This is a genomic window from Stenotrophomonas sp. 112478_Sma, assembly GCF_056479905.1.
Genome location: NZ_CM151072.1, coordinates 2,960,047 through 2,982,688, shown reverse-complemented (window position 1 = coordinate 2,982,688; position 22,642 = coordinate 2,960,047). Strand labels below are relative to the sequence as shown.

At 67.1% G+C, this 22,642-nt stretch carries 26 protein-coding genes and 1 tRNA gene; 18 read left to right on the top strand and 9 right to left on the bottom strand.

All coding sequences use genetic code 11. The features are described from left to right. The first annotated feature begins 77 nt into the window (after positions 1-77). Positions 78-1,640 (top strand): winged helix-turn-helix domain-containing protein, encoded by a 1,563-nt coding sequence (locus ACZK08_RS13685; RefSeq protein WP_065181859.1) that lies wholly within the window; start codon positions 78-80, stop codon positions 1,638-1,640. On the opposite strand, the gene ACZK08_RS13680 is transcribed toward ACZK08_RS13685, so the two are convergent. Continuing rightward, complete coding sequence (locus ACZK08_RS13680) at positions 1,609-2,658, bottom strand: serine hydrolase domain-containing protein (protein WP_231107756.1); 1,050 nt, start codon at positions 2,656-2,658, stop codon at positions 1,609-1,611. The genes ACZK08_RS13685 and ACZK08_RS13680 overlap by 32 nt on opposite strands. Before the next feature lie 260 nt (positions 2,659-2,918). Between ACZK08_RS13680 and ACZK08_RS13675 the strand changes: the two genes are divergently transcribed. Beyond that, entirely contained in the window at positions 2,919-4,109 is a 1,191-nt protein-coding gene (locus ACZK08_RS13675; protein WP_065181860.1) for a glycoside hydrolase family 18 protein, read from the top strand. Positions 4,110-4,146: 37 nt separating this feature from the next. Here the strand turns inward: ACZK08_RS13675 and ACZK08_RS13670 are convergent, their stop codons facing one another. Genes ACZK08_RS13670 through ACZK08_RS13660 form a run of 3 tightly spaced genes read right to left on the bottom strand, consistent with a single transcriptional unit; the run spans position 4,147 to position 6,276 of the window. After that, positions 4,147-5,706, bottom strand: a complete 1,560-nt coding sequence (locus ACZK08_RS13670; RefSeq protein ID WP_065181861.1) for a PepSY-associated TM helix domain-containing protein — start codon at positions 5,704-5,706, stop codon at positions 4,147-4,149. Between the two features lie 10 nt (positions 5,707-5,716). Further along, entirely contained in the window at positions 5,717-5,980 is a 264-nt protein-coding gene (locus ACZK08_RS13665; RefSeq protein WP_053518684.1) for a hypothetical protein, read from the bottom strand. Further along, on the bottom strand, positions 5,980-6,276 hold the full coding sequence (locus tag ACZK08_RS13660; protein WP_053518685.1) for a hypothetical protein: 297 nt from the start codon (positions 6,274-6,276) through the stop codon (positions 5,980-5,982). The genes ACZK08_RS13665 and ACZK08_RS13660 overlap by 1 nt, the downstream gene beginning before the upstream one ends. Positions 6,277-6,707: 431 nt before the next feature. On the opposite strand from ACZK08_RS13660, the gene thrS reads away from it, so the two are divergent. The 10 genes from thrS to ACZK08_RS13610 all read left to right on the top strand — a co-directional run bounded on the left by thrS (position 6,708) and on the right by ACZK08_RS13610 (position 15,109). Next, complete coding sequence (thrS, locus tag ACZK08_RS13655) at positions 6,708-8,609, top strand: threonine--tRNA ligase (protein ID WP_065175534.1); 1,902 nt, start codon at positions 6,708-6,710, stop codon at positions 8,607-8,609. A 48-nt stretch (positions 8,610-8,657) separates the two neighbouring features. Further along, a complete protein-coding gene (gene infC / locus ACZK08_RS13650) occupies positions 8,658-9,200 on the top strand; it encodes a translation initiation factor IF-3 (RefSeq protein WP_079222586.1) in 543 nt (180 codons plus the stop codon). Between the two features lie 267 nt (positions 9,201-9,467). After that, a complete protein-coding gene (rpmI, locus tag ACZK08_RS13645) occupies positions 9,468-9,665 on the top strand; it encodes a 50S ribosomal protein L35 (protein WP_005410436.1) in 198 nt (65 codons plus the stop codon). Positions 9,666-9,676: 11 nt separating this feature from the next. Beyond that, the gene (gene rplT, locus ACZK08_RS13640; protein WP_005410435.1) at positions 9,677-10,036 is read left to right on the top strand and encodes a 50S ribosomal protein L20; all 360 of its coding nucleotides are present in this window, start codon (positions 9,677-9,679) and stop codon (positions 10,034-10,036) included. Positions 10,037-10,226: 190 nt separating this feature from the next. Further along, a complete protein-coding gene (locus ACZK08_RS13635) occupies positions 10,227-11,222 on the top strand; it encodes a phenylalanine--tRNA ligase subunit alpha (protein ID WP_065181862.1) in 996 nt (331 codons plus the stop codon). 85 nt (positions 11,223-11,307) lie between these two features. Next, a complete protein-coding gene (gene pheT, locus ACZK08_RS13630; protein ID WP_065181863.1) occupies positions 11,308-13,689 on the top strand; it encodes a phenylalanine--tRNA ligase subunit beta in 2,382 nt (793 codons plus the stop codon). A gap of 27 nt (positions 13,690-13,716) precedes the next feature. Then, on the top strand, positions 13,717-14,016 hold the full coding sequence (locus tag ACZK08_RS13625; protein WP_005410432.1) for an integration host factor subunit alpha: 300 nt from the start codon (positions 13,717-13,719) through the stop codon (positions 14,014-14,016). Continuing rightward, positions 13,997-14,353, top strand: a complete 357-nt coding sequence (locus ACZK08_RS13620) for a MerR family transcriptional regulator (RefSeq protein ID WP_053518690.1) — start codon at positions 13,997-13,999, stop codon at positions 14,351-14,353. The genes ACZK08_RS13625 and ACZK08_RS13620 overlap by 20 nt, the downstream gene beginning before the upstream one ends. 67 nt (positions 14,354-14,420) lie before the next feature. Then, a tRNA-Pro gene (locus ACZK08_RS13615) sits at positions 14,421-14,497 on the top strand. A 216-nt stretch (positions 14,498-14,713) separates the two neighbouring features. Beyond that, entirely contained in the window at positions 14,714-15,109 is a 396-nt protein-coding gene (locus ACZK08_RS13610; protein ID WP_065181907.1) for a hypothetical protein, read from the top strand. 19 nt (positions 15,110-15,128) lie between these two features. Here the strand turns inward: ACZK08_RS13610 and ACZK08_RS13605 are convergent, their stop codons facing one another. Further along, the gene (locus tag ACZK08_RS13605) at positions 15,129-15,824 is read right to left on the bottom strand and encodes an aspartate/glutamate racemase family protein (RefSeq protein WP_065181908.1); all 696 of its coding nucleotides are present in this window, start codon (positions 15,822-15,824) and stop codon (positions 15,129-15,131) included. Between the two features lie 107 nt (positions 15,825-15,931). Here ACZK08_RS13605 and ACZK08_RS13600 point away from each other — a divergent pair, with 107 nt between their 5' ends. The 3 genes from ACZK08_RS13600 (at position 15,932) to ACZK08_RS13590 (ending at position 17,583) form a co-directional block, all read left to right on the top strand. Continuing rightward, complete coding sequence (locus ACZK08_RS13600) at positions 15,932-16,564, top strand: cation efflux transmembrane domain-containing protein (RefSeq protein WP_081284394.1); 633 nt, start codon at positions 15,932-15,934, stop codon at positions 16,562-16,564. Between the two features lie 97 nt (positions 16,565-16,661). Next, positions 16,662-17,303, top strand: coding sequence for a LysE family translocator (locus tag ACZK08_RS13595; RefSeq protein ID WP_065175529.1), 642 nt, complete (start codon positions 16,662-16,664; stop codon positions 17,301-17,303). Positions 17,304-17,409: 106 nt separating this feature from the next. Then, positions 17,410-17,583: a DUF1328 domain-containing protein gene (locus ACZK08_RS13590; protein WP_006380555.1), complete on the top strand. Its 174-nt coding sequence runs from the start codon at positions 17,410-17,412 to the stop codon at positions 17,581-17,583. Between the two features lie 76 nt (positions 17,584-17,659). On the opposite strand, the gene ACZK08_RS13585 is transcribed toward ACZK08_RS13590, so the two are convergent. After that, a complete protein-coding gene (locus ACZK08_RS13585; RefSeq protein ID WP_053518695.1) occupies positions 17,660-17,893 on the bottom strand; it encodes a DUF1653 domain-containing protein in 234 nt (77 codons plus the stop codon). A gap of 11 nt (positions 17,894-17,904) precedes the next feature. Further along, entirely contained in the window at positions 17,905-18,180 is a 276-nt protein-coding gene (locus ACZK08_RS13580) for a hypothetical protein (protein ID WP_053518696.1), read from the bottom strand. Between the two features lie 401 nt (positions 18,181-18,581). Here ACZK08_RS13580 and ACZK08_RS13575 point away from each other — a divergent pair, with 401 nt between their 5' ends. The 3 genes from ACZK08_RS13575 to ACZK08_RS13565 all read left to right on the top strand — a co-directional run bounded on the left by ACZK08_RS13575 (position 18,582) and on the right by ACZK08_RS13565 (position 19,833). Beyond that, on the top strand, positions 18,582-18,788 hold the full coding sequence (locus tag ACZK08_RS13575; protein ID WP_065181909.1) for a hypothetical protein: 207 nt from the start codon (positions 18,582-18,584) through the stop codon (positions 18,786-18,788). Positions 18,789-18,920: 132 nt separating this feature from the next. Continuing rightward, the gene (locus ACZK08_RS13570; RefSeq protein ID WP_053518699.1) at positions 18,921-19,460 is read left to right on the top strand and encodes a DUF3011 domain-containing protein; all 540 of its coding nucleotides are present in this window, start codon (positions 18,921-18,923) and stop codon (positions 19,458-19,460) included. A gap of 169 nt (positions 19,461-19,629) precedes the next feature. Then, complete coding sequence (locus tag ACZK08_RS13565) at positions 19,630-19,833, top strand: hypothetical protein (protein ID WP_053518700.1); 204 nt, start codon at positions 19,630-19,632, stop codon at positions 19,831-19,833. Positions 19,834-19,902: 69 nt separating this feature from the next. On the opposite strand, the gene dxs is transcribed toward ACZK08_RS13565, so the two are convergent. Both dxs and ACZK08_RS13555 read right to left on the bottom strand, forming a co-directional pair. Next, a complete protein-coding gene (gene dxs, locus ACZK08_RS13560; protein WP_065181991.1) occupies positions 19,903-21,810 on the bottom strand; it encodes a 1-deoxy-D-xylulose-5-phosphate synthase in 1,908 nt (635 codons plus the stop codon). Between the two features lie 105 nt (positions 21,811-21,915). Beyond that, positions 21,916-22,581, bottom strand: a complete 666-nt coding sequence (locus ACZK08_RS13555) for an HNH endonuclease (protein WP_053518701.1) — start codon at positions 22,579-22,581, stop codon at positions 21,916-21,918. Positions 22,582-22,642 lie beyond the last annotated feature (61 nt).

Here is a 22,642-nt window from a genome sequence, read left to right as displayed (position 1 = left end):
CTGGAATGAGAAAGCGGGCTTCGGCCCGCTTTTTCTTTGTCCGGCATCCTGAGCGGGCTTGCCGCTATGCTGTTGTCATGGACCTCCTGCGCCTGCTCGACCTGGACATCGACCGCCCGGCGCAGCGCGTGAGCCGGGCCGGTGAGGCCCTGCCCATCAGTGGCCTGAGCTGGACCCTGTTCGACGTGCTGCTTGCACACGGCACCCGTGTGGTGGATTTCGACACGTTGGCGGCCCAGGTCTGGGCACCTGCGGTGGTTGGTGAGGATGCGGTCAGTCAGCGGGTGAAACTGCTGCGGCAGGCACTCGGCGATGACAGCCGTCGGCCGCGCTACATCCGTTCGGTGCGCGGGCGCGGCTATCAGCTGTGCGCCGCACCGATACCGATGGCACCGCCGCCGGTGATCCGATCGTCACGAGGGCGCTGGTGGTGGGCTGCAGCGCTGGTGGCGGTGGGCGGGTTGGCGGTGGCGGTGCTGGCGTGGCCGGACCAGGCTCCGCCCGCCGCAGCCACGTCCCTGCTGCAGCGCGCGGACTATTACGCCGGCATCGGCCAGGCGAGCAACAACGAACGCGCGATCGCCCTCTACCGCCAGGCACTCCAGGTCGATCCAGAATCCAGCGCGGCCCGGCGTGGGCTGGCACGTGCATTGTCGGCGCAGGGATGCCTGTTCAACGGTTCTCCGCAGCAGATGCACGAAGCGCTGGCGCTGGCCAACTCCGAACGTGCACGGGCGCCGCATGACGGTGCCACGTACGCCCTGCGCGGGTATGCGCATGATTGCCTTGGGCGGATGGACGATGCGGTAGCCGACTACGTGCGCGCGATCCAGCTCGATCCTGCGGACGAGCGCACCCGCGCATCGCTGGCCTACCTGCAGCAGGAGCAGGGCCACCTGTCGCTGGCGCTGCGCGCCAACCTCGCACTCAAGGCACCCGAACGCATCCGCTTCCGTGATGTGCAGGTGGCGCGCGAAATGGAACTGCTCGGTTTCACCCAGGCGGCAGCGCAGCGCCATGCGCGCAACTTCCAGCTTTACCCGGACAACGTGTTCGCCAACATCGCGTGGCCGCGCAGCCTGTACGTTGCCGGGGCCGCCGGGCGCGCCCGGGAGGAGCTGGCCATCGCATTGACGCGTGGCACACCACACCCCCAGCTGCTGCGCCTACAGGGAGAACTGGCATTGCTGGCCGGTGACACCGCGGCGGCGGCCGAGGCGTTCGCGACGGCGCACCGGCTGCGGCCGCAGCAATCGTTGGGAGAGACGCTGGCGGGCCTGTACGGATCGACGGCCATCGATCCGGCATGGGCACGTGCGCGATTGCAGCGCCTGCCGGCGGGGAGTGGTGATGGTTGGGCCGATGCTGCGCTCGAGCGGGCTCTGCTGTTGCAGTCGGTGGGTGATGCGAAGGCCGCCGTGGCCGCGCTGCACCAGGCGGTGGACGATGGCTTCCGCGATGCGGCATGGCTGCGTGCCACGCCGCTGTATGCTCCGCTGCGCAGCGCGCCGGAGTGGGGGCCGCTGCTGGCGCGTATCGATGCGGATGTCGCCAGGCAGCGCGCGCAGGTCCTCGCCGCCGCATGGCGACCCTCCGATCTGTCCGGTCTCAGCGCAGTGCCGGAAGCAGGAACTCAGTGAGAATCCGCCGCGACTGCGGATGGGCGAAGCTGCGGTTGTAGGCTTGGCTGGTGACTACGGCCACGGCATTCCTGTCAGGAATCAGGAAGACATAATTGCCACCGTTGCCGGACATCGCCCACACGGTCCGCTGCCTGCCCTGCACCGTCAGCTGCAGGCCCCACCATTGGTAGCCGTACTCGCTGCCATCGCCAGTGCGGGCCTGTGGCTGGATCATTGCAGCGATGAAATCACGGGGAACCAGTTGCCGGCCATTGCCGCGCCCCTGATCCAGCACCAGCTGCCCCAGCCGCGCCAGGTCGCGGCTGCGGTAGCGCGTGCCGCCGCCTCCCATTCCGATGCCCTCCGGTGAACGGTTCCAGTGGCTCTCGGTGATGCCCAGCGGACGCTCCAGTGCCCGGGCGGCATAGTCCGACAGTGGCATGCCGGTGGCCCTCTCGAGCACGGCGCCGAGCACGAACGAGTCGGCCGTACAGTACGCGAAGGAACGGCCATGAGGGCTGTCCTCCGGTCGCTGCATCCAGGGCGCGAAGCCCTTCACCGGCAGGGACAGGGCGAAGTCCAGCCAGCGCTCGCTCACGTACATGCGCTCTTCGTGGCCGCTCGAGAACGGGTTCTCGTCGTCGCATTCCCACAGGCTGCTCATGGTCAGCAGATCCTGCAGGGTGATGGCGCGCAGGCGCGGGTCGACGACGTGGCGCGCGGTGAATCCGGGGAAGTAGTCGTAGACCCGGGCCTGCACGCCCGGCAACGCCCCCTCGCCGATGGCGGCGCCGATCAGCAGTGCGGTCACGCTTTTGCTGGCCGAGCGCACATCGTGCAGGATGCCCGCGTCCGCGCCGTTGAAGTAGCCCTCGTAGACGACGTTGCCGTCGACCTGCAGCAGCACGCTGCGGATCTGCTTGAGGTCATCGCGGGCGATGGCCTGCTCCAAGGCGGGCAGGCGGACGGAGGCAGGCGTTGCGGCGCCGGTGGTGTGGGGTATGAATGCCAGCAGCAGCAGAAGGAGGAAGGACATCAACGGACGCATGGTCGGGCTCCATCGGAAAGGAGACTGGATTGAGCCCGGTCCTTCGCTGAAGTGCTGGAAGCGTGTCTGAAGAATTCTGAAGGGTCAGTACCGGCGACGGCAGCGCGCTGTCCTGCCGTGGGGCGTCAGGGACATGCCGATGTCATCCTGCGGGCGTCCGTGCCTGTCCAGTGGACGACATTCGATGAAGCCGCGCCGGGGCGTGATCGGTTTGCTACCGTGGCTGCGCCTTCGAACCGGGAGATCCCATGTTCCGCCAGACCCTGGCCGTCCTTGCCGTACTCGTCACCGCTGCCGTGCCCGGCGCAGTGCACGCTGCGCCGGCGCAGTCGCCGATCTTCGGCGCCTACTACCCCGGTGGCTCGGCCGGGCGCTATCCGGTTTCGAGCATTCCAGCCGAGCGCCTGACGCATCTGTTCTACGCGTTCTCCACCATCGAAGACGGCCGATGCGTGATCGGTGCGGACGCATCGAAGAACGTTGCCGAGCTGGCTGACCTGAAAAAAGCGCATCCGCATCTGCGCACGCTGATCTCGATCGGCGGCTGGGGCGCCGGTGGGTTCTCCGATGCCGCGCTGACCGAAGCCAGCCGCAGGCGCCTGGTCGACTCCTGCATGGCGCTGTTCTTCGAGCGGCACGCAGGCAGCTTCGATGGCGTGGACATCGACTGGGAGTTTCCGGTCAGTGGCGGCCCGAAGGAACTGGCGCATCGTCCGCAGGACCGGGCCAACATGACGCGCCTGGCGCAGGCGTTCCGTACCGCGCTCGATACGTACGGGCGCAGGGCAGGGCAGCCGATGCTGCTGACCGCCGCGCTGGCCGCTGGCCGGCTGCAGACCGATGGCCCCTATGATCCCGCCGCCAGCTACGACCTGCCGGCGCTGGCCCGGATACTCGATTTCATCAACCTGATGAGCTACGACATGGGTACCGGTTTTTCGGCCGTGTCGACCTTCAACGCGCCATTGCATGAAGTGCCGGCCGACCCGCTGGCGCCGGAACTGCGGCGCTGGAACAACGTGGCCGGTGCGGTGCAGTACTACCGCGAACATGGCGTGCCGGCGGACAAACTGGTGCTGGGCGTGCCGTTCTACGGGCGCGGCTTCAAGGTGACCGGGGAGACTGCCGACGGCCTGTACCAGGCTTACAGTGCGCCGGCCGATGCCGGCGACTGGCGGGTGATCAAGGCGCGTTACCTCGATCAGCCGGGCTGGACCAGGCACTGGCACCCGCAGGCGCAGAGCCCGTGGTTGTACAACCCGCGGGAGAACGTCTTCATCAGCTATGAAGACCCGCGTTCGATCGGCCTGCGGGCGCAGTTCGCCCGCGAACAGGGGCTGGCCGGTGTCTTCATGTGGGAGCTGACCGGCGACGATGAACAGGCCAGCCTGCTCAACGCGATGCTGGCGCCCTGGCACAAGGCCCGCGTGGGCGATTGAAGGCGCCGCGCTCCGCCGGCATGGCCCGGCGGGGCGGTCAGTCGGCCCAGACGCTGTTGGGGTCGCCGTTGCGCGCCCGGCGTTGGCTGGCCAGCGCCAGGCGCGCAAAGCCGAAGGCCATCGCCAGGGCGACGGCGTCGATCCAGAACAGCGGCCAGTGCCCGGCAGCGGCGGCACGCCACAGCCAGTCACCGTTCAATGCACCATGCACGACCGGCACCAGCGCGGTCGCGGCCGCAGCGGCCCACAGCAGTTCCCGGGCAGCCTGTGCGGGCCTGCGCAGGAATGCCCACAGCGCGCACGCGGCCCAGCTGCTGAAACAGGCCCAACGGATGCCCGGGTCGACCGCCGCGGGTGCTGCGCGTTCGAGCACCAGCGCTACCACGAACGCCAACGAGATCGCCACGCACAGGCCGATGCAGACACCGACGGTGGCACGCGCCATGTTGACGGCCGCACGCGATTGCTCGGGCTGGCGTCGCTTGCGTCGCGATTCGATCCACAGCAGGTTGCCGGAATAGAACAGGAAGGCGCCGCCGAGCCCCATCAGGAAGTACAACCAGACCACCACGCCGTTGCCGAACTCACCGAAATGAAGCGCATAGGCGGCGCTCAGCGTAGCGTGATTGGCATCGCGCTGGCCCGGCAGCTGCGTGGCCAGCACGTCGCCGGTGGCCACGTCCAGGGCGACCGCGCCCAGCGGGCCCAGCGTGCCGGTGGATTCGCCGGTGATCTCGATGGTGGCCTTGGCGTCGCCACCATTGGCCAGTTTCAGATAGGCCGGTTCGAAGTTGGCCACGCCCTGGGCGCGGGCCACTTCCAGGGCGCGCGCATGCAGGACCTGCAGGCTGCCCGGCGGTGCCGGAACGCCGCTGGCCTCGCGCACCGGAGCGGTATCCATCGCGGTCGGCACGGCCTGCAGCAGTTTGCCATCGAAGATCAGCGGATTGAGCAGTGCCATCTGTACGAACGCCAGGCAGAGCAGGGCGCCGGTAACGGCGAACATCAGATGGAAGGGCAGACTGAGCACGCCGATCACATTGTGCGCGTCCTGCCACTGCTGCTTGAGGTTGCGGCCCGGGCGCAACGCGAACAGGTCACCCAGCAGTTTCGGCAGGTGGATCACCAGGCCGCTGAGCAGGGCCATGCCGTACAGCAGGCTGACGATGCCCATCACATACACGCCGGCCACTGGCAGGCCCAGGCTGTAATGCAGCTCGTTGACCAGTTCGGCCAGACCGGTCTGCGGCGGCGTCGGGCTGCCGTCGGTGTGTCCCGGCCACGCATAGCGCCAGCTGCCGTCATCGGTCTGCCAGTAGGCCAGCGGCTGCGGATGGTCGGTGCCGGGGAAGGTCATGCCGACATGGCGGCGTGCCTCCGCGTGGGCTGCCAGCACGTCCTCGAGCAGGTGCTGTGCGTCATCCAGGTCCGCGGGCAATGCCGTCGCCGCGCCCGGCGTCTGCCACAACGGCAGGTCATGGTGGAAGAGGGTCAGGGCGCCTGCATAGAAGGCCACGAACAGGCCAAAGCCGGCGACCAGGCCGACCCAGGTGTGCAGGGTGGTGAACGTTCGCAGCGTCTGCGAGGAGAACTTCATGGGGACGGTCTCATTGCACCGCACCGGCCAGGCGCAGCAGGCCGAGCACGGCGAAGCCGGCGCCAGCACTGCCGGCCAGGGCCAGCCAGGCGTGCGCGGCGCGGCGGAAGCTGAACGCCCAGAGGGCGGCCAGCATCCACAGCGGGATGAAGGCGATCAGGGCCGGTACCAGTGCGTGCTGCCATGGGCCGGGCGGCAGCCAGGCCACCAGTCCGGTGGCAGCCGCGGCCAGCAGGAAGCCGGCGAAGATGCCGGCGAGGGCGCGGGCCCACATCAGCGCGGCTCCGCGCCGGGGCGGTGCCAGGCGGCGATGGCCGGCAGCAGCATCGCCGCCAGCATCCAGGTGCACAGCATCGCCACCAGCCCCGCGGCGAAGCCCAGTTCGGCCATCCACAGCCATAGTGCGGCCGCAGCGGCAACCAGGCCGATCTGTCGGCCAAGCCGGCCAGCCCGGCGCAGGCGCGGCCAGCGGCAATGCGGCGAGGCGGCATAGAAGGCCGTCGCCGAGAACATCGCAGACAGCACGCCCAGGCTGCAGAAGCCGAGCGTGGAAAGGCCGACAGTGATCATTGCCGGCAGCCTGCGCGGCGCGAGGGCGGCGAACGCGGGACACGGGCGGGGCCGGCGTAGGCCGGTCGGAGCGGGTGGCGCATCACGAGGTCCTGGGGGAAAGCGGGCAGGCTGGCACGGGGCGGGCTGCCTGGATATGGTAATCATTGCGATTTCAGGCTGCCAGCGACGGCCATTCAGGGGCGCGACGGGGAGTGCTTGGGCTTTCCCGCGCACTGGTCTAAAATCGCAGTCATTATCCTGACTGGAACAAGGTGGCCCGCGCCCAGCGCCGGCCGAGCGTGCGACATGAGCACTACCACCGCCCACGGTTGACCTGCCCCCGAAGGCCCTGCGTTCCAGGCGCCCTCGCGGCGCTTTTTTATTGCCCGGGCGCCTGCCCGGAGCCGCTTTCCAGCCCGCAGCGCGGGCCCCCGCACGAAGCCACTGCGATGATCAACATTACCCTTCCCGACGGCAGCCGCCGCGAGTTCGAAAACCCCGTCAGCGTCATGGACGTCGCCCAGTCGATCGGTGCCGGCCTGGCCAAGGCGACCATCGCCGGCTCGGTCGATGGCGTGCTGGTCGATGCCAGCGACGTCATCGATCACGATGCCAGCCTGCGCATCATCACCGCCAAGGACGAGGAGGGCGTGGAGATCATCCGCCACTCCTGCGCCCACCTGGTCGGCCATGCCGTCAAGCAGCTGTACCCGGACGTGAAGATGGTCATCGGCCCGGTGATCGCCGAGGGCTTCTACTACGACATCTACTCCGAGCGCCCGTTCACCCCGGACGACATGGCCGCGATCGAGAAGCGCATGGGTGAACTGATCGCCCAGGACTACGACGTCATCAAGAAGATGACGCCGCGCGCGGAAGTGATCGAGATCTTCAAGGCGCGTGGCGAGGACTACAAGCTGCGCCTGATCGAGGACATGTCCGACGACATCCAGGCCATGGGCATGTACTACCACCAGGAGTATGTGGACATGTGCCGTGGCCCGCACGTGCCGAACACGCGCTTCCTGAAGGCCTTCAAGCTGACCCGCATTTCCGGTGCGTACTGGCGCGGTGACGCGCAGAACGAGCAGCTGCAGCGCATCTACGGCACCGCCTGGGCCGACAAGAAGCAGCTCGATGCCTACATCAAGCGCATCGAGGAAGCCGAAATGCGCGACCACCGCCGCATCGGCAAGCAGCAGGACCTGTTCCACCTGCAGGAAGAGGCGCCGGGCCTGGTGTTCTGGCACCCCAAGGGCTGGGCGCTGTGGCAGGTGGTCGAGCAGTACATGCGCAAGGTCTATCGCAACAGCGGCTATGGCGAAGTGCGCTGCCCCCAGATCCTGGACGTGAGCCTGTGGAAGAAGTCCGGTCACTGGGACAACTACCAGGACAACATGTTCTTCACCGAGTCGGAGAAGCGCACCTACGCGGTCAAGCCGATGAACTGCCCGGGCCACGTCCAGGTGTTCAACCAGGGCCTGCACAGCTACCGCGACCTGCCGATCCGCTACGGTGAGTTCGGTTCCTGCCACCGCAACGAGCCCTCCGGCGCACTGCACGGCATCCTTCGCGTGCGCGGCTTCACCCAGGACGACGGCCATGTGTTCTGCACCGAGGCGCAGATCGAATCCGAGGTGACCGCCTTCCACCAGCAGGCGCTGGCGGTCTACCGGCACTTCGGCTTCGAGGAGATCCAGATCAAGATCGCGCTGCGGCCGGAATCGCGGCTGGGCGATGACGCCACCTGGGACAAGGCCGAGGGCGCACTGCGCTCGGCGCTGGCCAGCTGCGGCGTGGAGTGGCAGGAACTGCCGGGCGAGGGCGCCTTCTACGGCCCGAAGATCGAGTACCACCTGAAGGACGCCATCGGCCGTACCTGGCAGCTGGGCACGATGCAGGTCGACTTCATGATGCCCGGCCGCCTGGGCGCCGAGTACGTGGACGAGAACAGCCAGAAGAAGCACCCGGTCATGCTGCACCGGGCGATCGTCGGCTCCATGGAGCGTTTCATCGGCATCCTGATCGAGCACCATGCCGGCCAGTTCCCGGCCTGGCTGGCGCCGACCCAGGTGGTGGTGGCCAACATTACCGACGCCCAGGCCGACTACGTCTCGGGCGTGACCAAAACCCTTGCGGAGCAAGGCTTCCGCGTCAGCTCGGATTTGCGTAACGAGAAGATCGGCTATAAAATCCGCGAGCATACGTTGCAGCGCGTGCCCTACCTGCTGGTCATTGGTGACCGCGAGAAGGAAAATGGGGCTGTGGCGGTGCGTACGCGTTCTGGCGAAGACCTGGGCAGCATGAGCCTGCAGGCCTTCATCGAGCGGCTCCAGGCCGAGGGCGCGTAAGCAAAGGTCCGGTCCGGGGGCACAGGCACCCGGACCGGTTCGATACCCTTGGGAGAACGTAATATCAGCACCCCTGACAACAAACAGAACCGCAAGAATCAGGAAATCCGTGTGCCGCGCGTCCGCGTGATCGGCAGTGACGGAGAAATGATCGGCGTGTTGTCGCGCGACGAAGCGCTGTCCATGGCCGAAGATGAAGGCCTGGACCTGGTCGAAATCCAGCCGCAGGCCGATCCGCCGGTCTGCAAGATCATGGACTTCGGCAAGTTCAAGTTCGAAGCGCAGAAGAAGGCCAGCGAGGCCAAGAAGAAGACCAAGCAGGTCGAGATCAAGGAAGTGAAGTTCCGTCCGGTCACGGACGAGGGCGACTACCAGATCAAGCTGCGCAAGATGCGCGGGTTCCTTGAAGAAGGCGACAAGATCAAGGTCAACATCCGTTTCCGTGGCCGTGAAATGAGCCACCAGGAACTGGGTCGCGAAATGGCCAACCGGATCGAGACCGATCTGGGCGAGGACATCGTCATTGAATCCCGTCCGCGCCTGGAAGGGCGTCAGATGGTCATGATGATCGCGCCGAAGAAGAAGACCTGAGGCCTGACGGGCCGCCTTCCGGGGCGCCTGGCTGAATGGTTCAGGGTAAAGGGACGCCACTGGCGTCCCTTTGCTTTTGCAGGATGCCGGTGAAATGCCGGCGCAAGGGGGGGGTGGGGCTGGTGGCAGGGCGGTTTTGCCTGTATCATGCCCGGCTCGACCCACCCAGGACGGGTCGTACGCCGATCATGGCAGGACGGAAAGAGCGGCCCAGGCCGCCGCCAGATCAGTCAGAAACCAGGGTCAAATCCCATCAAGGACATTGCAATGCCCAAGATCAAGACCAACCGGGCAGCGGCCAAGCGTTTCCGCAAGACCGCCTCGGGCAAGTACAAGTGCGGCCACGCCAACCGTAGCCACATCCTCACGAAGAAAGCGACCAAGCGTAAGCGTAATCTGCGTCAGACGGGCCATGTCCGTGCAGAAGACGCAGGCCGTCTGGACCGCATGCTCCCTTACCTCTGAGGAACTGAAAAATGGCACGAGTTAAGCGTGGCGTACAGGCGCGTCGCCGCCACAAGAAGATTCTGGATCTCGCCAAGGGCTATTACAACGCCCGCCGCAAGGTCTTCCGCGTCGCCAAGCAGGCGGTCATCAAGGCACAGCAGTACGCCTACATCGGCCGTAAGCAGAAGAAGCGCAACTTCCGTTCGCTGTGGATCACCCGCATCAATGCGGCTGCCCGCATCAATGGTCTGAGCTACAGCCGCTTCATGAACGGCCTGCTGAAGGCCGGCATCACCCTGGACCGTAAGGTCCTGGCTGACATCGCCGTGCACGACGCAGCCGGCTTTGCCGCGCTGGCCGAAAAGGCCAAGGGCGCGCTGGCGGCATAAGTCCTTCCCGATGCCGTTGCCGTTCATCCGGAACGGTGTCAGGTCAAGGCAATGCATGGGGAAGGGCGCAAGTCCTTCCCCATTCTTTTTTGGGTCCCGGCGTGGCCACGGCGACGCGGGGACGGCGGTGGCGACAGGGGTCGGCCCTTCGCCTGCCGCGATGGCAGATCGACTGGAGTTCCGGCCCCCCATGAGCGACATCCAATCCCTCACCACCCAGGCGCTGGCCGAGGTGGCTGCTGCACAGAGCCCCGACGTGCTGGAGCAACTGCGCGTGGCCCTGCTCGGCAAGAGCGGCAGCATCACTGCGCAGCTCAAGCAGCTCGGCGCCCTGCCGGCCGACGAGCGCAAGGCCGCCGGTGAAGCGATCAACCAGGCCCGCGACGCACTGACCCGCGCGCTGGGCGAGCGCAAGGCGCTGCTGGAGGATGCGGCACTGGATGCGCGCCTGGCCGCCGAAGCCATCGACATCACCCTGCCGGGCCGCAATGGCGAACGCGCCGGCCTGCACCCGATCACCCGTACCCTGGAGCGCATCACCGGCATCTTCGGCCGACTGGGCTACGAGTTGTCGGAAGGGCCGGAGATCGAGGATGACTGGCACAACTTCGAGGCGCTGAATTTCCCGCCGCACCACCCGGCGCGCGCCATGCATGACACCTTCTACTTCGGTGACGGCCGCCTGCTGCGCACTCATACCTCCGGTGTGCAGGTGCGCTACATGGGCGACCATGCGCCGCCGTTGCGCATGATCGCCGCCGGCAAGGTGTACCGCAGCGACAGCGACCAGACCCATTCGCCGATGTTCCATCAGGTGGAAGGCCTGCTGGTGGACGAGCACTCGACCTTCGCCGACCTGAAGGGCACGCTTGCCGAATTCGTCCGTGCCTTCTTCGAGCGCGACTTCGAGATGCGCTTCCGTCCCAGCTACTTCCCGTTCGTCGAGCCCGGTGCGGAAGTGGACATCGCCTGGCAGCAGCCCGATGGCAGCACCCGCTGGCTGGAAGTGCTCGGCTGCGGCATGGTCCATCCGAACGTGCTGCGCAGCGTCGGCATCGATCCTGAGCGCTACACCGGTTTCGCCTTCGGCATGGGCGTGGAGCGTTTCGCGATGCTGCGCTACGGCGTCAACGATCTGCGCGCGTTCTTCGAGAACGATGTGCGCTTCCTGAAGCAGTTCGCGTAACGCATTCGGCAACGCCGGGCCCAGCCTGGCGGACTCAAACATTCGACGGCCCAGGCGCCTGCGCCGGGTCCACCAGGGTGACAACATGAAATTCTCCGAAAACTGGCTGCGCAGCCACGTCCCCACCCGCGCGTCGCGCGATGAGCTGAGTGCGGTGCTGACCGCGATCGGCCTGGAAGTGGAAGACGTGACCGCGTTGGGCGAGGGCCTGCAGCACGTGGTGGTGGCGCGCATCGTCGAGGCCGTGCGCCATCCCGAAGCGGACCGCCTGCAGGTCTGCCGGGTCGATGCCGGGCAGGACGAGCTGCTGCAGATCGTCTGCGGCGCACCGAACGCGCGTCCGGGCCTGGTCGCGCCGCTGGCGATGGTCGGTGCGCAGATCGGCGAACTGAAGATCAAGCCGGCCAAGCTGCGGGGTGTCGAGTCCAACGGCATGCTGTGCTCGGCGAAGGAGCTGGGCCTGGACAACGATGCTTCCGGCCTGCTGGAACTGCCCGCGGATGCCCCGGTCGGCCAGACCCTGGTCGACTACCTGGGCCTGCCCGATGCCAGCATCGAGATCAAGCTGACCCCGAACCGTGCCGACTGTTTCAGCGTGCGCGGCATCGCCTACGACGTAGCGGCCGCCACCCGCAGCCAGGTGCTGGACTTCGCTGCAGCACCGGTCGCCGCCGTCGGCAGCCGCGAGCTGTCGATCCGGCTCGACGCCGGCGCCGAGGCGCCGCGTTACCTGGGGCGCGTCATCGAGGGCCTGAACCCTGCGGCGAAGACCCCGCTGTGGATGGCCGAGCGCCTGCGCCGCAGTGGCGTGCGTCCGGTGTCGCTGCTGGTCGACATCACCCAGTACGTGATGCTGGAACTGGGTCAGCCGATGCATGCCTATGACCTGGGCACCCTGCAGGGCAGCATCGCCGTGCGACGCGCACGCGCAGGCGAGAACCTGAAGCTGCTCGATGGCCGCGATGCCGTGCTGGACGACAGTTTCCTGGTCGTGACCGATGCTGATCGAGCGGTGGGCCTGGCGGGTCTGATGGGGGGCTTCGATTCCCGTGTGACCGACGCGACCACCAGCGTGTTCCTGGAGGCTGCGCACTTCGCACCGGCAGCGATCATGGGCCGTGGCCGCAAGCTGGGCCTGCACACCGATGCCGGCCACCGCTTCGAGCGCGGCGTCGATCCGGCGCTGCCGCGCATCGCCATCGAGTACGCCACCCGCCTGGTGCTGGACCTGGCCGGCGGCGCCCCGGCACCGGTCACCGAGGCCGTGCGCGAGGCTGACCTGCCCCAGCCGGCCACCATCGCGCTGCGCCGCGCGCGCATTACCCGCGTACTCGGCATCACCATCGAGGATGCCGAAGTGGAGCGCATCCTGCGCGCGCTGGGCATGGAGGTGGTGGCCACGGCCGACGGCTGGCAGGTCACCGCACCGAGCCGCCGTTTCGATATCGCCATCGAAGAGGACCTGATCGAAGAGCTGGCCCGCATCCATGGCTACGAGCAGATTCCCACCACCCTGCCGGGCGGGGCCGCGCGCGTGGCGATGCCGAGCGAGACCCAGCTCGACACCCTCAGCGTGCGTCGCCAGCTGATCGCGCGCGACCTGCAGGAAACCCTCAATTTCGCCTTCGTCGACGATGCGCTGCTGACCCAGTGGCAGCTGCGCGACGATCTGGTGCCGCTGGCCAATCCACTGTCGGCCGAACTGGCGGTGATGCGCCCGTCGCTGCTGCCGGGCCTGGTGGCCACGCTGGGCCGCAACGCCGCGCGCCAGCTGGGCCGGGTGCGCCTGTTCGAGATCGGCCGCGTGTTCGCCCGCCAGGCCGGGGAGGGCCAGCCGGCGCCGCTGGAAACTCCGCGTGTTGCTGCCGCGGTGTGCGGCGATGCGCAGGCGGTGCAGTGGGGTCTGCCTTCCCGCAAGGTCGATTTCCATGACCTGAAGGGTGATCTGGAGTCCCTGGCTGCTGCCAGTGGTGCCTCGCTGGAGTTCCGCCCGTCGAGCCGTGCGCATGGCCACCCGGCGCGCTCGGCCGAGGTGTTCCGCGACGGCGTTGCGATCGGCTGGATCGGCCAGATCCACCCGCGCCTGGCCAAGGCGATGGACATCGAGGCCGACGTCTACGCCTTCGAGCTGGACCTGGAGCCGCTGTCGGCGCGCCGCCTGCCGCGTGCCGGCGAGCTGTCGCGCTTCCCGGCGGTGCGCCGCGACCTGGCGTTCCTGGTGCCGGAGCAGGTGGCCTGGAGCGATCTGGCCGCCACGGTCCGCCAGGCTGCCGGCCCGCTCCTGCGCGAGCTGAACCTGTTCGACCGCTATGTGGGCCAGGGGGTCGAGCCGGGATTCAAGAGTCTCGCTATGGGCTTGATTTTGCAGGACAAGTCGCGCACTCTGACGGACCGCGACGTGGATGCGGTGGTGGCCGAGGCGGTCACCGCCATCGAGCGTGAACACCACGCCCGGATCCGCGGCTGAGCGGGCAGCACTCGGGGGTAGCAGGCAATGGCATTGACCAAGGCGGAGATGGCGGAAAAGCTGTTCGACGAAGTCGGTCTGAACAAGCGTGAAGCCAAGGAATTCGTCGACGCGTTTTTCGATGTGCTGCGTGAAGCATTGGAACAGGGACGTCAGGTGAAGCTGTCGGGCTTCGGCAATTTCGACCTGCGGCGCAAGAACCAGCGTCCGGGCCGCAATCCGAAGACCGGCGAGGAAATTCCGATTTCCGCCCGTACGGTGGTCACCTTCCGTCCGGGCCAGAAGCTCAAGGAAAGGGTGGAAGCTTATGCTGGATCCGGGCAGTAACCGCGAACTACCGCCGATCCCGGCCAAGCGCTACTTCACCATCGGTGAGGTGAGCGAGCTGTGCGACGTCAAGCCGCACGTGCTGCGCTACTGGGAAACCGAGTTTCCCAGCCTTGAGCCGGCCAAGCGCCGCGGCAACCGCCGCTACTACCAGCGCCATGACGTGCTGATGGTGCGGCAGATCCGCAGCCTGCTGTACGAACAGGGCTACACGATCGGCGGTGCCCGCCTGCGTCTGGAGGGCCCCGATGCCCGCGAGGAATCGGCGCTGAGCAACCAGATCATCAAGCAGGTGCGGATGGAGCTGGAAGAAGTGCTGCAATTGCTTCGCCGGTGACCCAAATCCCGCGTGATCCGCTATACTTCACGCCCCGCCGCACTGGCGGGAACATCGCAGCATCAGTCGGGGCGTAGCGCAGCCTGGTAGCGCATCTGCCTGGGGGGCAGAGGGTCGTCGGTTCGAATCCGGCCGTCCCGACCACTGTGATGGAACAGAAGGCCCGCGCAGCGATGCGTGGGCTTTTTTGTGGGTGAACCGATGGGCGATGCGGCCGCGTACGCCGGCCCATGCGTGACCGACATCCCGTATCATCGCTGCACATCCGATCGCATCGGTTTCTCCTTCCGTCTCTCTTCCGCGTCCGCTGGCGCAGCATGTGGCTGCGGTCATGGGCGTGCAGCGGGTCCGTGGAGGTGGATGCGCGGACCACGACGACCACAGGGGGTTGCGTTGATCAGCAGTACCGTCATTCATCGCTCGGCTGAGGCAGGTGCCGCCGAGGTGCAGGTCCTGGACACCACGTTCAAGGGCAAGCACGTCTTTGTCAGCTGGGGCCTGCGTGGGCCCGAGTTGACCCGCAGTGCCGACCCGGCCGCAACGGTGGCCGCGCGCCGCGCATTGCAGACCGTTTCCCGGCACAACGAGGGGCCGCGCAGCCCCGAGGTGTTCATCGCCAACCAGTCGGCGGTGGCGATCACGGTCTATCGCTTGTTGACCGAGGCCCGGTCCGGCGATGCGATCTTCTTTCTGTGCGACTCGCAGGCGGTGGTGGATTGGCTGGTCACGGCGCTGGAAGTGCAGGGGGCGGAGTGATCGCGTCCATGCCGGCCGTCTATCCCGCCAGCGCGGCGTCAACCGCTGCCTGGGCGTGCAGGCTGGTGGTGTCGAACAGCGGCACCGCACTGTCCTGCGGACGTACCAGCAGCATGATTTCGGTACAGCCGAGAATGATCGCTTCGGCACCACGCGCCACCAGCCGCGCGATCACGTCTGCGTAGACCTGTCGCGAGCGCTCGCTGACCACGCCGGCGATCAGCTCCTGGTAGATGATGTCGTGGACCTGCTGGCGATCTTCGGCCTCGGGTACCAGCACTTCCAGCCCGAAGCGACCGGCAAGGCGTCCCCGGTAGAAGTCCTGCTCCATGGTGAAGGCCGTACCGAGCAGGCCCACCCTGCGCCAACCGGCCGCCACGATGGCGGTGGCAGTCGGGTCGGCGATGTGCAGCAGCGGCAACGGGCAGGCTGCTTCGATCTGCGTGGTCAGCGCGTGCATCGTATTGGTGCAGATCAGCAGTACATCGGCGCCACCCGCCTGCAACCGCTCTGCCGCATCCACCATGTGCCGCGCAAGCGCGTCCCAGTCGCCGTCGTGCTGCAACTGCTTGATCGGAGCGAAATCCACCGACCACATCAGCAGCTGCGCCGAGTGCGCGGCCCCCAGGCGACGGCGCACCTCTTCGTTGATGAGGCGGTAGTACTGCGCCGAACTCTCCCAGCTCATGCCGCCGATCAGGCCCAGGGTCTTCATGTGCCGCTCCAGATGGGGAGGCGCCATTGCAGCACAGGCGGGCGGCGATGTCGCCGCGACCGCTGACAGGCGCGATAATGCGGCCATCGATGATCGAGGGCAGGGTGATGGGCGAATGCTGTGGCTGCGGCAGGACGATGGACCTGGCGGCGATGCAGGCGCGTCACCGCCGCGTGCTGCGGATCGTGCTGCTGGTCAACCTTGCCACGTTCGCGATGATGGTGCTGGCTGCCTGGTACAGCCATTCTTCGTCACTGCTGTCCGGTGCGCTGGATAATCTGGGCGACGCGGCCACCTATGCGCTCAGCCTCGCGGTGGTGGGTGCGGGCATCGTCGCCAAGGCACGTGTGGCGCTGTTCAAGGGGCTGCTGATCCTTGCCGCAGCGGTGGCCGTGGCGGTGCAGATCGGTTGGCGCCTGCTGCATCCGGAGTTGCCGCTGTTCGCCAGCATGGGCTTGGCCGCCCTGCTCAATCTGGCAGCCAATGCACTGTGCCTGTGGCTGCTCACACCCTATCGCAACGATGACGTCAACCTGGCGTCCGCCTGGGAGTGCTCGCGCAACGATCTGTACGAGGGCTCGGCGGTGCTGCTGGCTGCAGGGCTGGTGGCGCTGTTCGGTGCGGGCTGGCCCGATCTGCTGGTGGCGGCCGCACTGCTGGTGCTGTTTCTGCGGTCGGCGATGCGTGTGCTGGGTACGGCGTGGTCGGAGCTGCGCGCGGCACGGCAGGTTCATGCGTGAGTGGCCGCCTGTAACCGTCGCATCGGCATCGCGCTGTATGTGACGTCGCGGTGAGCCACCGCCTATGCTGGGACGGTTCTCTTTCGTGGATGGCCGAATGTCCCTGCAGACCTGGTGGTGGTTCCTGGCTACGGTGTTCGTGCTGTGTGGCACCCCTGGACCGAACATGCTGCATATCCTCGGACGCAGCGTCGGCCTGGGATTCCGCGCCAGCCTCCCGGCCATGGCCGGCTGCCTTCTGGCCATGCTGGCGGTACTGGCGGCCTCCGCCGCCGGGTTGAGCGCACTGCTGCACTCCTCACCCATGCTGTTTGAAGTGCTGCGCTATCTGGGCGTGGCCTACCTGGCCTGGCTGGGCCTGAAAGCGTGGCGCGACAGCAGCCGGCCGGCAGCGCCGGTGGACGTTGAGGCCCCGGCGACGGTGCTGCCAGCGGACGGAGCCTGGGCGGTATTCCGCGGCGGCCTGCTGGTGGGCCTGAGCAATCCCAAGCTGCTGCTGTTCGCCACGGCGTTCCTGCCGCAGTTCGTCGATCCCGCGCGGGGGCAGGCCGTGCAGTACAGCGTACTGGTGGCAACCTTCGCCAGCTGCGAGCTGTTCTGGTACGTGATGTATGCCGCCGGTGGCCATGGCCTGCGCCGTTGGCTCGGCCGGCCGTTCGCCCGGCGCTGGTTCGAGCGGCTGGTGGGCAGCGTGTTCCTGGCGTTCGCGGTGGCCCTGCTGCGCTTCCGGCCCCGTTGATCCGTATGCGGCTTCACGCCGCACGCGCGGCTCCCTCACGAGGCTGGCATCGGCTGCAGCCTAGGCTGATCGCACTGCTTTCAGTCCCTGTGGGGAAAGGATCGACATGATCAAGTGGGCCATCATCTTCGCCATCATCGGTGTGATCGCCGGCGTGCTCGGCTTCGGCGGCATCGCGGGTGCCGCGGTGGGTATCGCCAAGTTCCTGTTCTGGGCCGGCATCATCATTGCCGTGGTGCTGTTCCTGCTGGGCATGACCGTCGCGAAGAAGGTCAGCTAGCGGCTGCCTGCGTGGCAGCGCGCGCAGGCGTGCGCTGCCACGCGACACGCGCAGTCTCACGCGACACGCGCAGTCTTCAGTCTTCGATACGTGCGAAACGAGGCTGTGGGCCAAGTGCGCCCGGTACCTGTTCTACGAACATGGCGTACGGTCGCACCCACAATCCGCCTTCGCCATACAGTGCGCGGTACAGCACCATCGGCTGCAGGGTCTCGCTGCTGCGCACGATGTCGATCACTTCATACTCGCCGCCCTTGAAATGGCGATAGCGGCCGCGCGCAAGCGTGGGCAGGGGACTGAGCGCCGTCATGGGTGCGGCACTCATCTGCGCGCCGGCTGTGCCGGCATCGCGCAGTAGGCGTCGATCGCCTCGGCGGTGTTGGCCAGGCCCTGCGCCTGGGCCAGTTCCCAGGGGCGCTCGCAGCGCTGGCTGCGCTCGCACCACTGGTAGCCAGCCGAGCCGATGCAGCCATGGGCATCGCGATCACCGCCGACTACGGGGGCGGAAGTGGCTGCCGCTTCGCGCACGGGCGTCTGTTGCGGTGCCGCGCAGGCGGCCAGGGCCAGCAGCATCGGCGCCAGCATGAGGGCTTTCATCGAGGACACTCCGTGGCCTAAACCATCAGTGTGCGGCGGGCCAGCAGCAGCGGCAAGCGCTCAACTCATCGACGCGCGGATCAGTTCCTCGATCAGGACCAGGTAGCAGGCTGCGAAGTAGAACTTCAGCAGCGTCGAGCGCTGCGGCGGTTGGAAGGTGCGCATGTGGAAGGGGCCCCTGTTGGTGACGATAGTGTGAAGCCAAGCTGACTTCGTGACAAGAATCACGAAAGTCATGGGGTGAACGGGCTCAGGGATGTGACGAAGCGCGAATTCCGATCCGCCGGCGGGGATTTTTCGGACAAATCTGATAGGCCCTGCCTGAAGCGCTCGCTAGCCTGAACAGGTATCGGCGCTCTCACCTCCCGGCGCCGCGTCCATTCCCTCCGTTGGAGTCGATCATGGTGTTTACCGTCCACTGCAATGCCCAGCACTGGTTCGTGCTGGACCCCGAGGCGCGCACCACCGCCTCGTTCGCCCGCGGCGCCGATGCGTTCGATGTCGCCACCGAACTGGCCCAGGAACATCACCGCCGCACGGGCCAGCACTGCATCGTGCGTGTGGAGGCACTGGGGGGGGCAGTGGATGTACTGCGGGTCGGTGCCTAGCGGCCGACCCTGCGGCGCAGTCAGCCGCGGTTGAGCTGTTTGAATGGGGAAAGAACCGACGGTGCGTTGCCCTCTGTGCGCCGCGCCGCGAATCCCGGATGCTTGCCGCCACGCATTCATCTGGAGATCTCGATGGGCAACGCACTCACCTGGCGCACCCTGGCCTGCGCACTGCTGCCGATGCTGGCCGCCGCCGGGGGCGCGCAGGCGCAGAACTATGGTTATGACGACGATCGCCATGGCGGCCGCGACGGAGGCGGCATCGTGCGATGCGAATCGGTCAAGAACCGCAGCAATGAGTGCCGCCTGGAAGGACGGCCCCGGCTGATCCGCCAGCTGTCCGGCTCGCCGTGCGTGGAGGGCGAGACCTGGGGCCAGTCGCGCTCCGGCGTGTGGGTGACCCGGGGCTGCCGGGCCGAGTTCGTCGGCGAGTCGCGTCGTGGCGGCGGCTGGGGTGGTGGATGGGGCAACGGCAATGGCCGCGGTGGCGAAGTCATCGCCTGTCATTCCAATGGCCATCGACAGGAATACTGTGACACCCGCGTCCGCCGCAGCGTACGCCTGATCCGGCAGGACTCCCGCAGTGCCTGTATCGAGGGCCGGACCTGGGGCTGGGACCGCCGCGGCATCTGGGTCAGCGATGGGTGCCGCGCCCAGTTCCAGGTGAACTGATCCTTCTGGCCATCTGCGTCAAAATCAGAAAAATCTGATATTGCTCACAGTTTGAACGCCGTATCGTCTGCAATCAGGGCACGGGTGCCCTGATCGCATCGGCAGTCCGTGCCGGCACCGATGCACGCCTTCCGCCATCATCGATACGCTGCCTCAAGGAGTGAGCTGCATGTTGATCCGCCTTCAGTGCGAACAGCGCCAATGGCGCGTTCTGCACCCGGATAGACCGGAGCCGATCGAGTTCCGCGACGGCGCCCGGGCCTTCGATTTCGCCCAGGCCCTGGCCAGGCTGCACTTCGTGGACACCGGGCAGCGCGCCGCCGTGCGCGTGGAAGCCAGCGGCGCGTTCGTGGAAGCGATCAGCTACGGTTGAACAGGGACCGCGCGTCGTTCCGCAGCAGGCGTGGGAAACCGGGCGCCTGCCCGGTTCCACCCGGGGCGGTCAGCCCGCCGCGCTCAGCGGCGGAGTGGTGGCAGCCAGCTGCGGCCAGCGCTTGAGCACGGCCGCGCGGATCCCGGCGGCATCGATGCCGGCTTCAGCCAGCAGGTCCTCGCGGCTGGCATGATGCTGGTAGGCGTCGGGCAGGCCGAGATGCAGGATCGGTCGCAGCACCGCTTCGGCGTTGAGCAGCTCGGCCACGCCGGAACCGGCGCCACCGGCCACCACGTTGTCTTCGATGGTCACCAGGCCTTCGTGCTGGGCGGCCATTGCCAGCACCAGGTCGCGGTCCAGCGGCTTGATGAAGCGCATGTTGACCACGCTCAGGCCCAACTCGCGGCCCACCTGTTCGGCGGCGGCAACGGTGCTGCCGAACGCCAGCAGGGCGATGTGGCTGCCCTGCACGCGCAGCTCGCCCTTGCCGATCGGCAGCGTGGACAGGTCGCTGCCGGCGGCGACGCCGGTACCGCTGCCACGCGGGTAACGCACCGCAGCCGGACCAGCGTACTGCAGACCGGTGCTGAGCATCTGCCTGCACTCTGCCTCGTTCGACGGGGCCATCACCACCATGTTCGGCACGCAGCGCAGGAAGCTCAGGTCGAGGTTGCCGGCATGGGTCGCCCCATCCGGTCCGACCACGCCGGCGCGATCAATCGCGAACAGCACGTCGAGGTCCTGGATGGCCACGTCATGCACCAGCTGGTCGTACGCGCGCTGCAGGAAGGTGGAATAGATCGCCACCACCGGCTTGCCGCCCTGGGTGGCCATGCCGGCGGCCAGGGTGACCGCGTGCTGCTCGGCGATCGCCACGTCGAAGTAGCGCTGCGGGTATTCCTTGCTGAAGCGCACCAGGCCGGAGCCTTCGCGCATCGCCGGGGTGATGCCGTACAGGCGTGGCTCCGCGGCGGCAGCGTCGCACAGCCAGTCGCCGAACACGTCGGTGTAGGTCGGCTTCTTGGCGCCGGTCTTGGCCACCAGGCCCTTGTCGGGATCGAACGGGCCCACTGCGTGATAACCGATCTGGTCGCCTTCGGCAGGCTCGTAGCCCTTGCCCTTGGTGGTCATCACGTGCAGCAGCTTGGGGCCCTTGGAGGCGCGCAGCGTCTTCAGCGTGGACAGCAGGGCGGGCAGGTCATGGCCGTCGATCGGGCCGGTGTAGTGGAAGCCCATCTCCTCGAACATCGTGGAGGGCACGAACATGCCTTTCCAGTGCTCTTCCCAGCGCTTCACGAAGCGCGCCGGATTGTTCTTCTTGTCGCCCAGGATCTTCTTGCCGCCTTCGCGCAGTGCATTGAGCGTGCGGCTGCCGGTGGCGCGGCCGAGCATCTTGGTCAGCCCGCCGACGGCCTCGGAGATCGACATGTTGTTGTCGTTGAGGATCACCAGCAGATTCGGCTCCGGCTCCATGCCGCCCGCGTGCATCAGCGCCTCGAAGGCCATGCCGGCGGTCATCGCGCCGTCACCGATCACTGCCACGATCTTGCGGTCGTCGCCCTGTGACTGGCGGGCGATGGCCATGCCCAGTGCGGCGGAGATCGAGGTCGAGGAGTGACCGACCCCAAAGGTGTCGAACTCGCTTTCCTCGCGCTTGGGGAACGGCGCCACGCCGTCCTTCTGCTTGACGGTGTGGATCTCGTCACGGCGGCCGGTGAGGATCTTGTGCGGGTAGGTCTGATGGCCCACATCCCAGACCAGCTGGTCATGCGGGGTCTGGTACAGGTAGTGAAGGGCGACGGTGAGTTCGATCACGCCCAGGCCGGCGGCGAAATGTCCGCCGCTCTTGCCCACCGATTCGATGAGGTAGGCGCGCAGTTCGTCGGCGACCGCCCTCAGCTCGGATTCGTCGAACGTGCGCAGGTCATCCGGCGTCTGGATGTGCGCGAGGCGGGGATAGCGGGCAGAGTCGATCATCATGTTCGCACGTGTTCTGAACGACCATTTTCGCCCTCAAACGGGGGTGGGGCAAGCAAACGCCGCCGTCCGTGACAGGACGGTGAGGGTTGCCGGCCGGCAGGTTCAGGTGCTGAGCTTGGAACGCTTGGGCAGCTGCGCTTTCAGGAACGCCATCTGGTCGGCCAGGATGTTGCGGTTGGACAGGATCAGGTGCTCGATCCAGCTGGGCCGGTAGGGCACCGCCAGCAGCGGCATGCCGGCCTGCTGGGGGGTACGGTCACTCTTGCGCGAGTTGCAGTGGAAGCATGCGGTGACCACGTTTTCCCAGCAGTCCAGCCCGCCCTTGGACAGCGGCATGACGTGGTCGCGGGTCAGCGAGGGACGGTTGAACTGCTGGCCGCAATACAGGCACAGGTGCGAATCGCGGGCGAACAGGGCCGGGTTGGTCAGGTTCGGGGTAGGGTCGATGGCACGGGATCGCGCGTGGCCGCGCGCGGCGATGATCGGATGCAGGTCCAGGCCACTCTGCAGGCCGCTGAACCGGTTGGTTCCGCCGTGGATGTGCAGGCAGGGGTCGCCAAGGGTCCAGGCGACGGCCTCGCGGGCGTAGAGGCAAGCGGCATCCTGCCAGGTGATCCAGTCCAGTACGCGTCCGTGGGCGTCGAGCGAGAGCAGCCGGACCGAACCGGGGCGGTGCAACGTCGTGACGTTGGGCGATGCTTCGACGCCCGGAGCAGAAAGCGGGGCTCCGGCTTCGATCAGACCCAAGCGTGTAGTGTCTGTCTCCATCGGGAGAACAGCTTATACCTGAATGTTGACGATTTGTGTATCGCCCGTCGGCGATACGCAA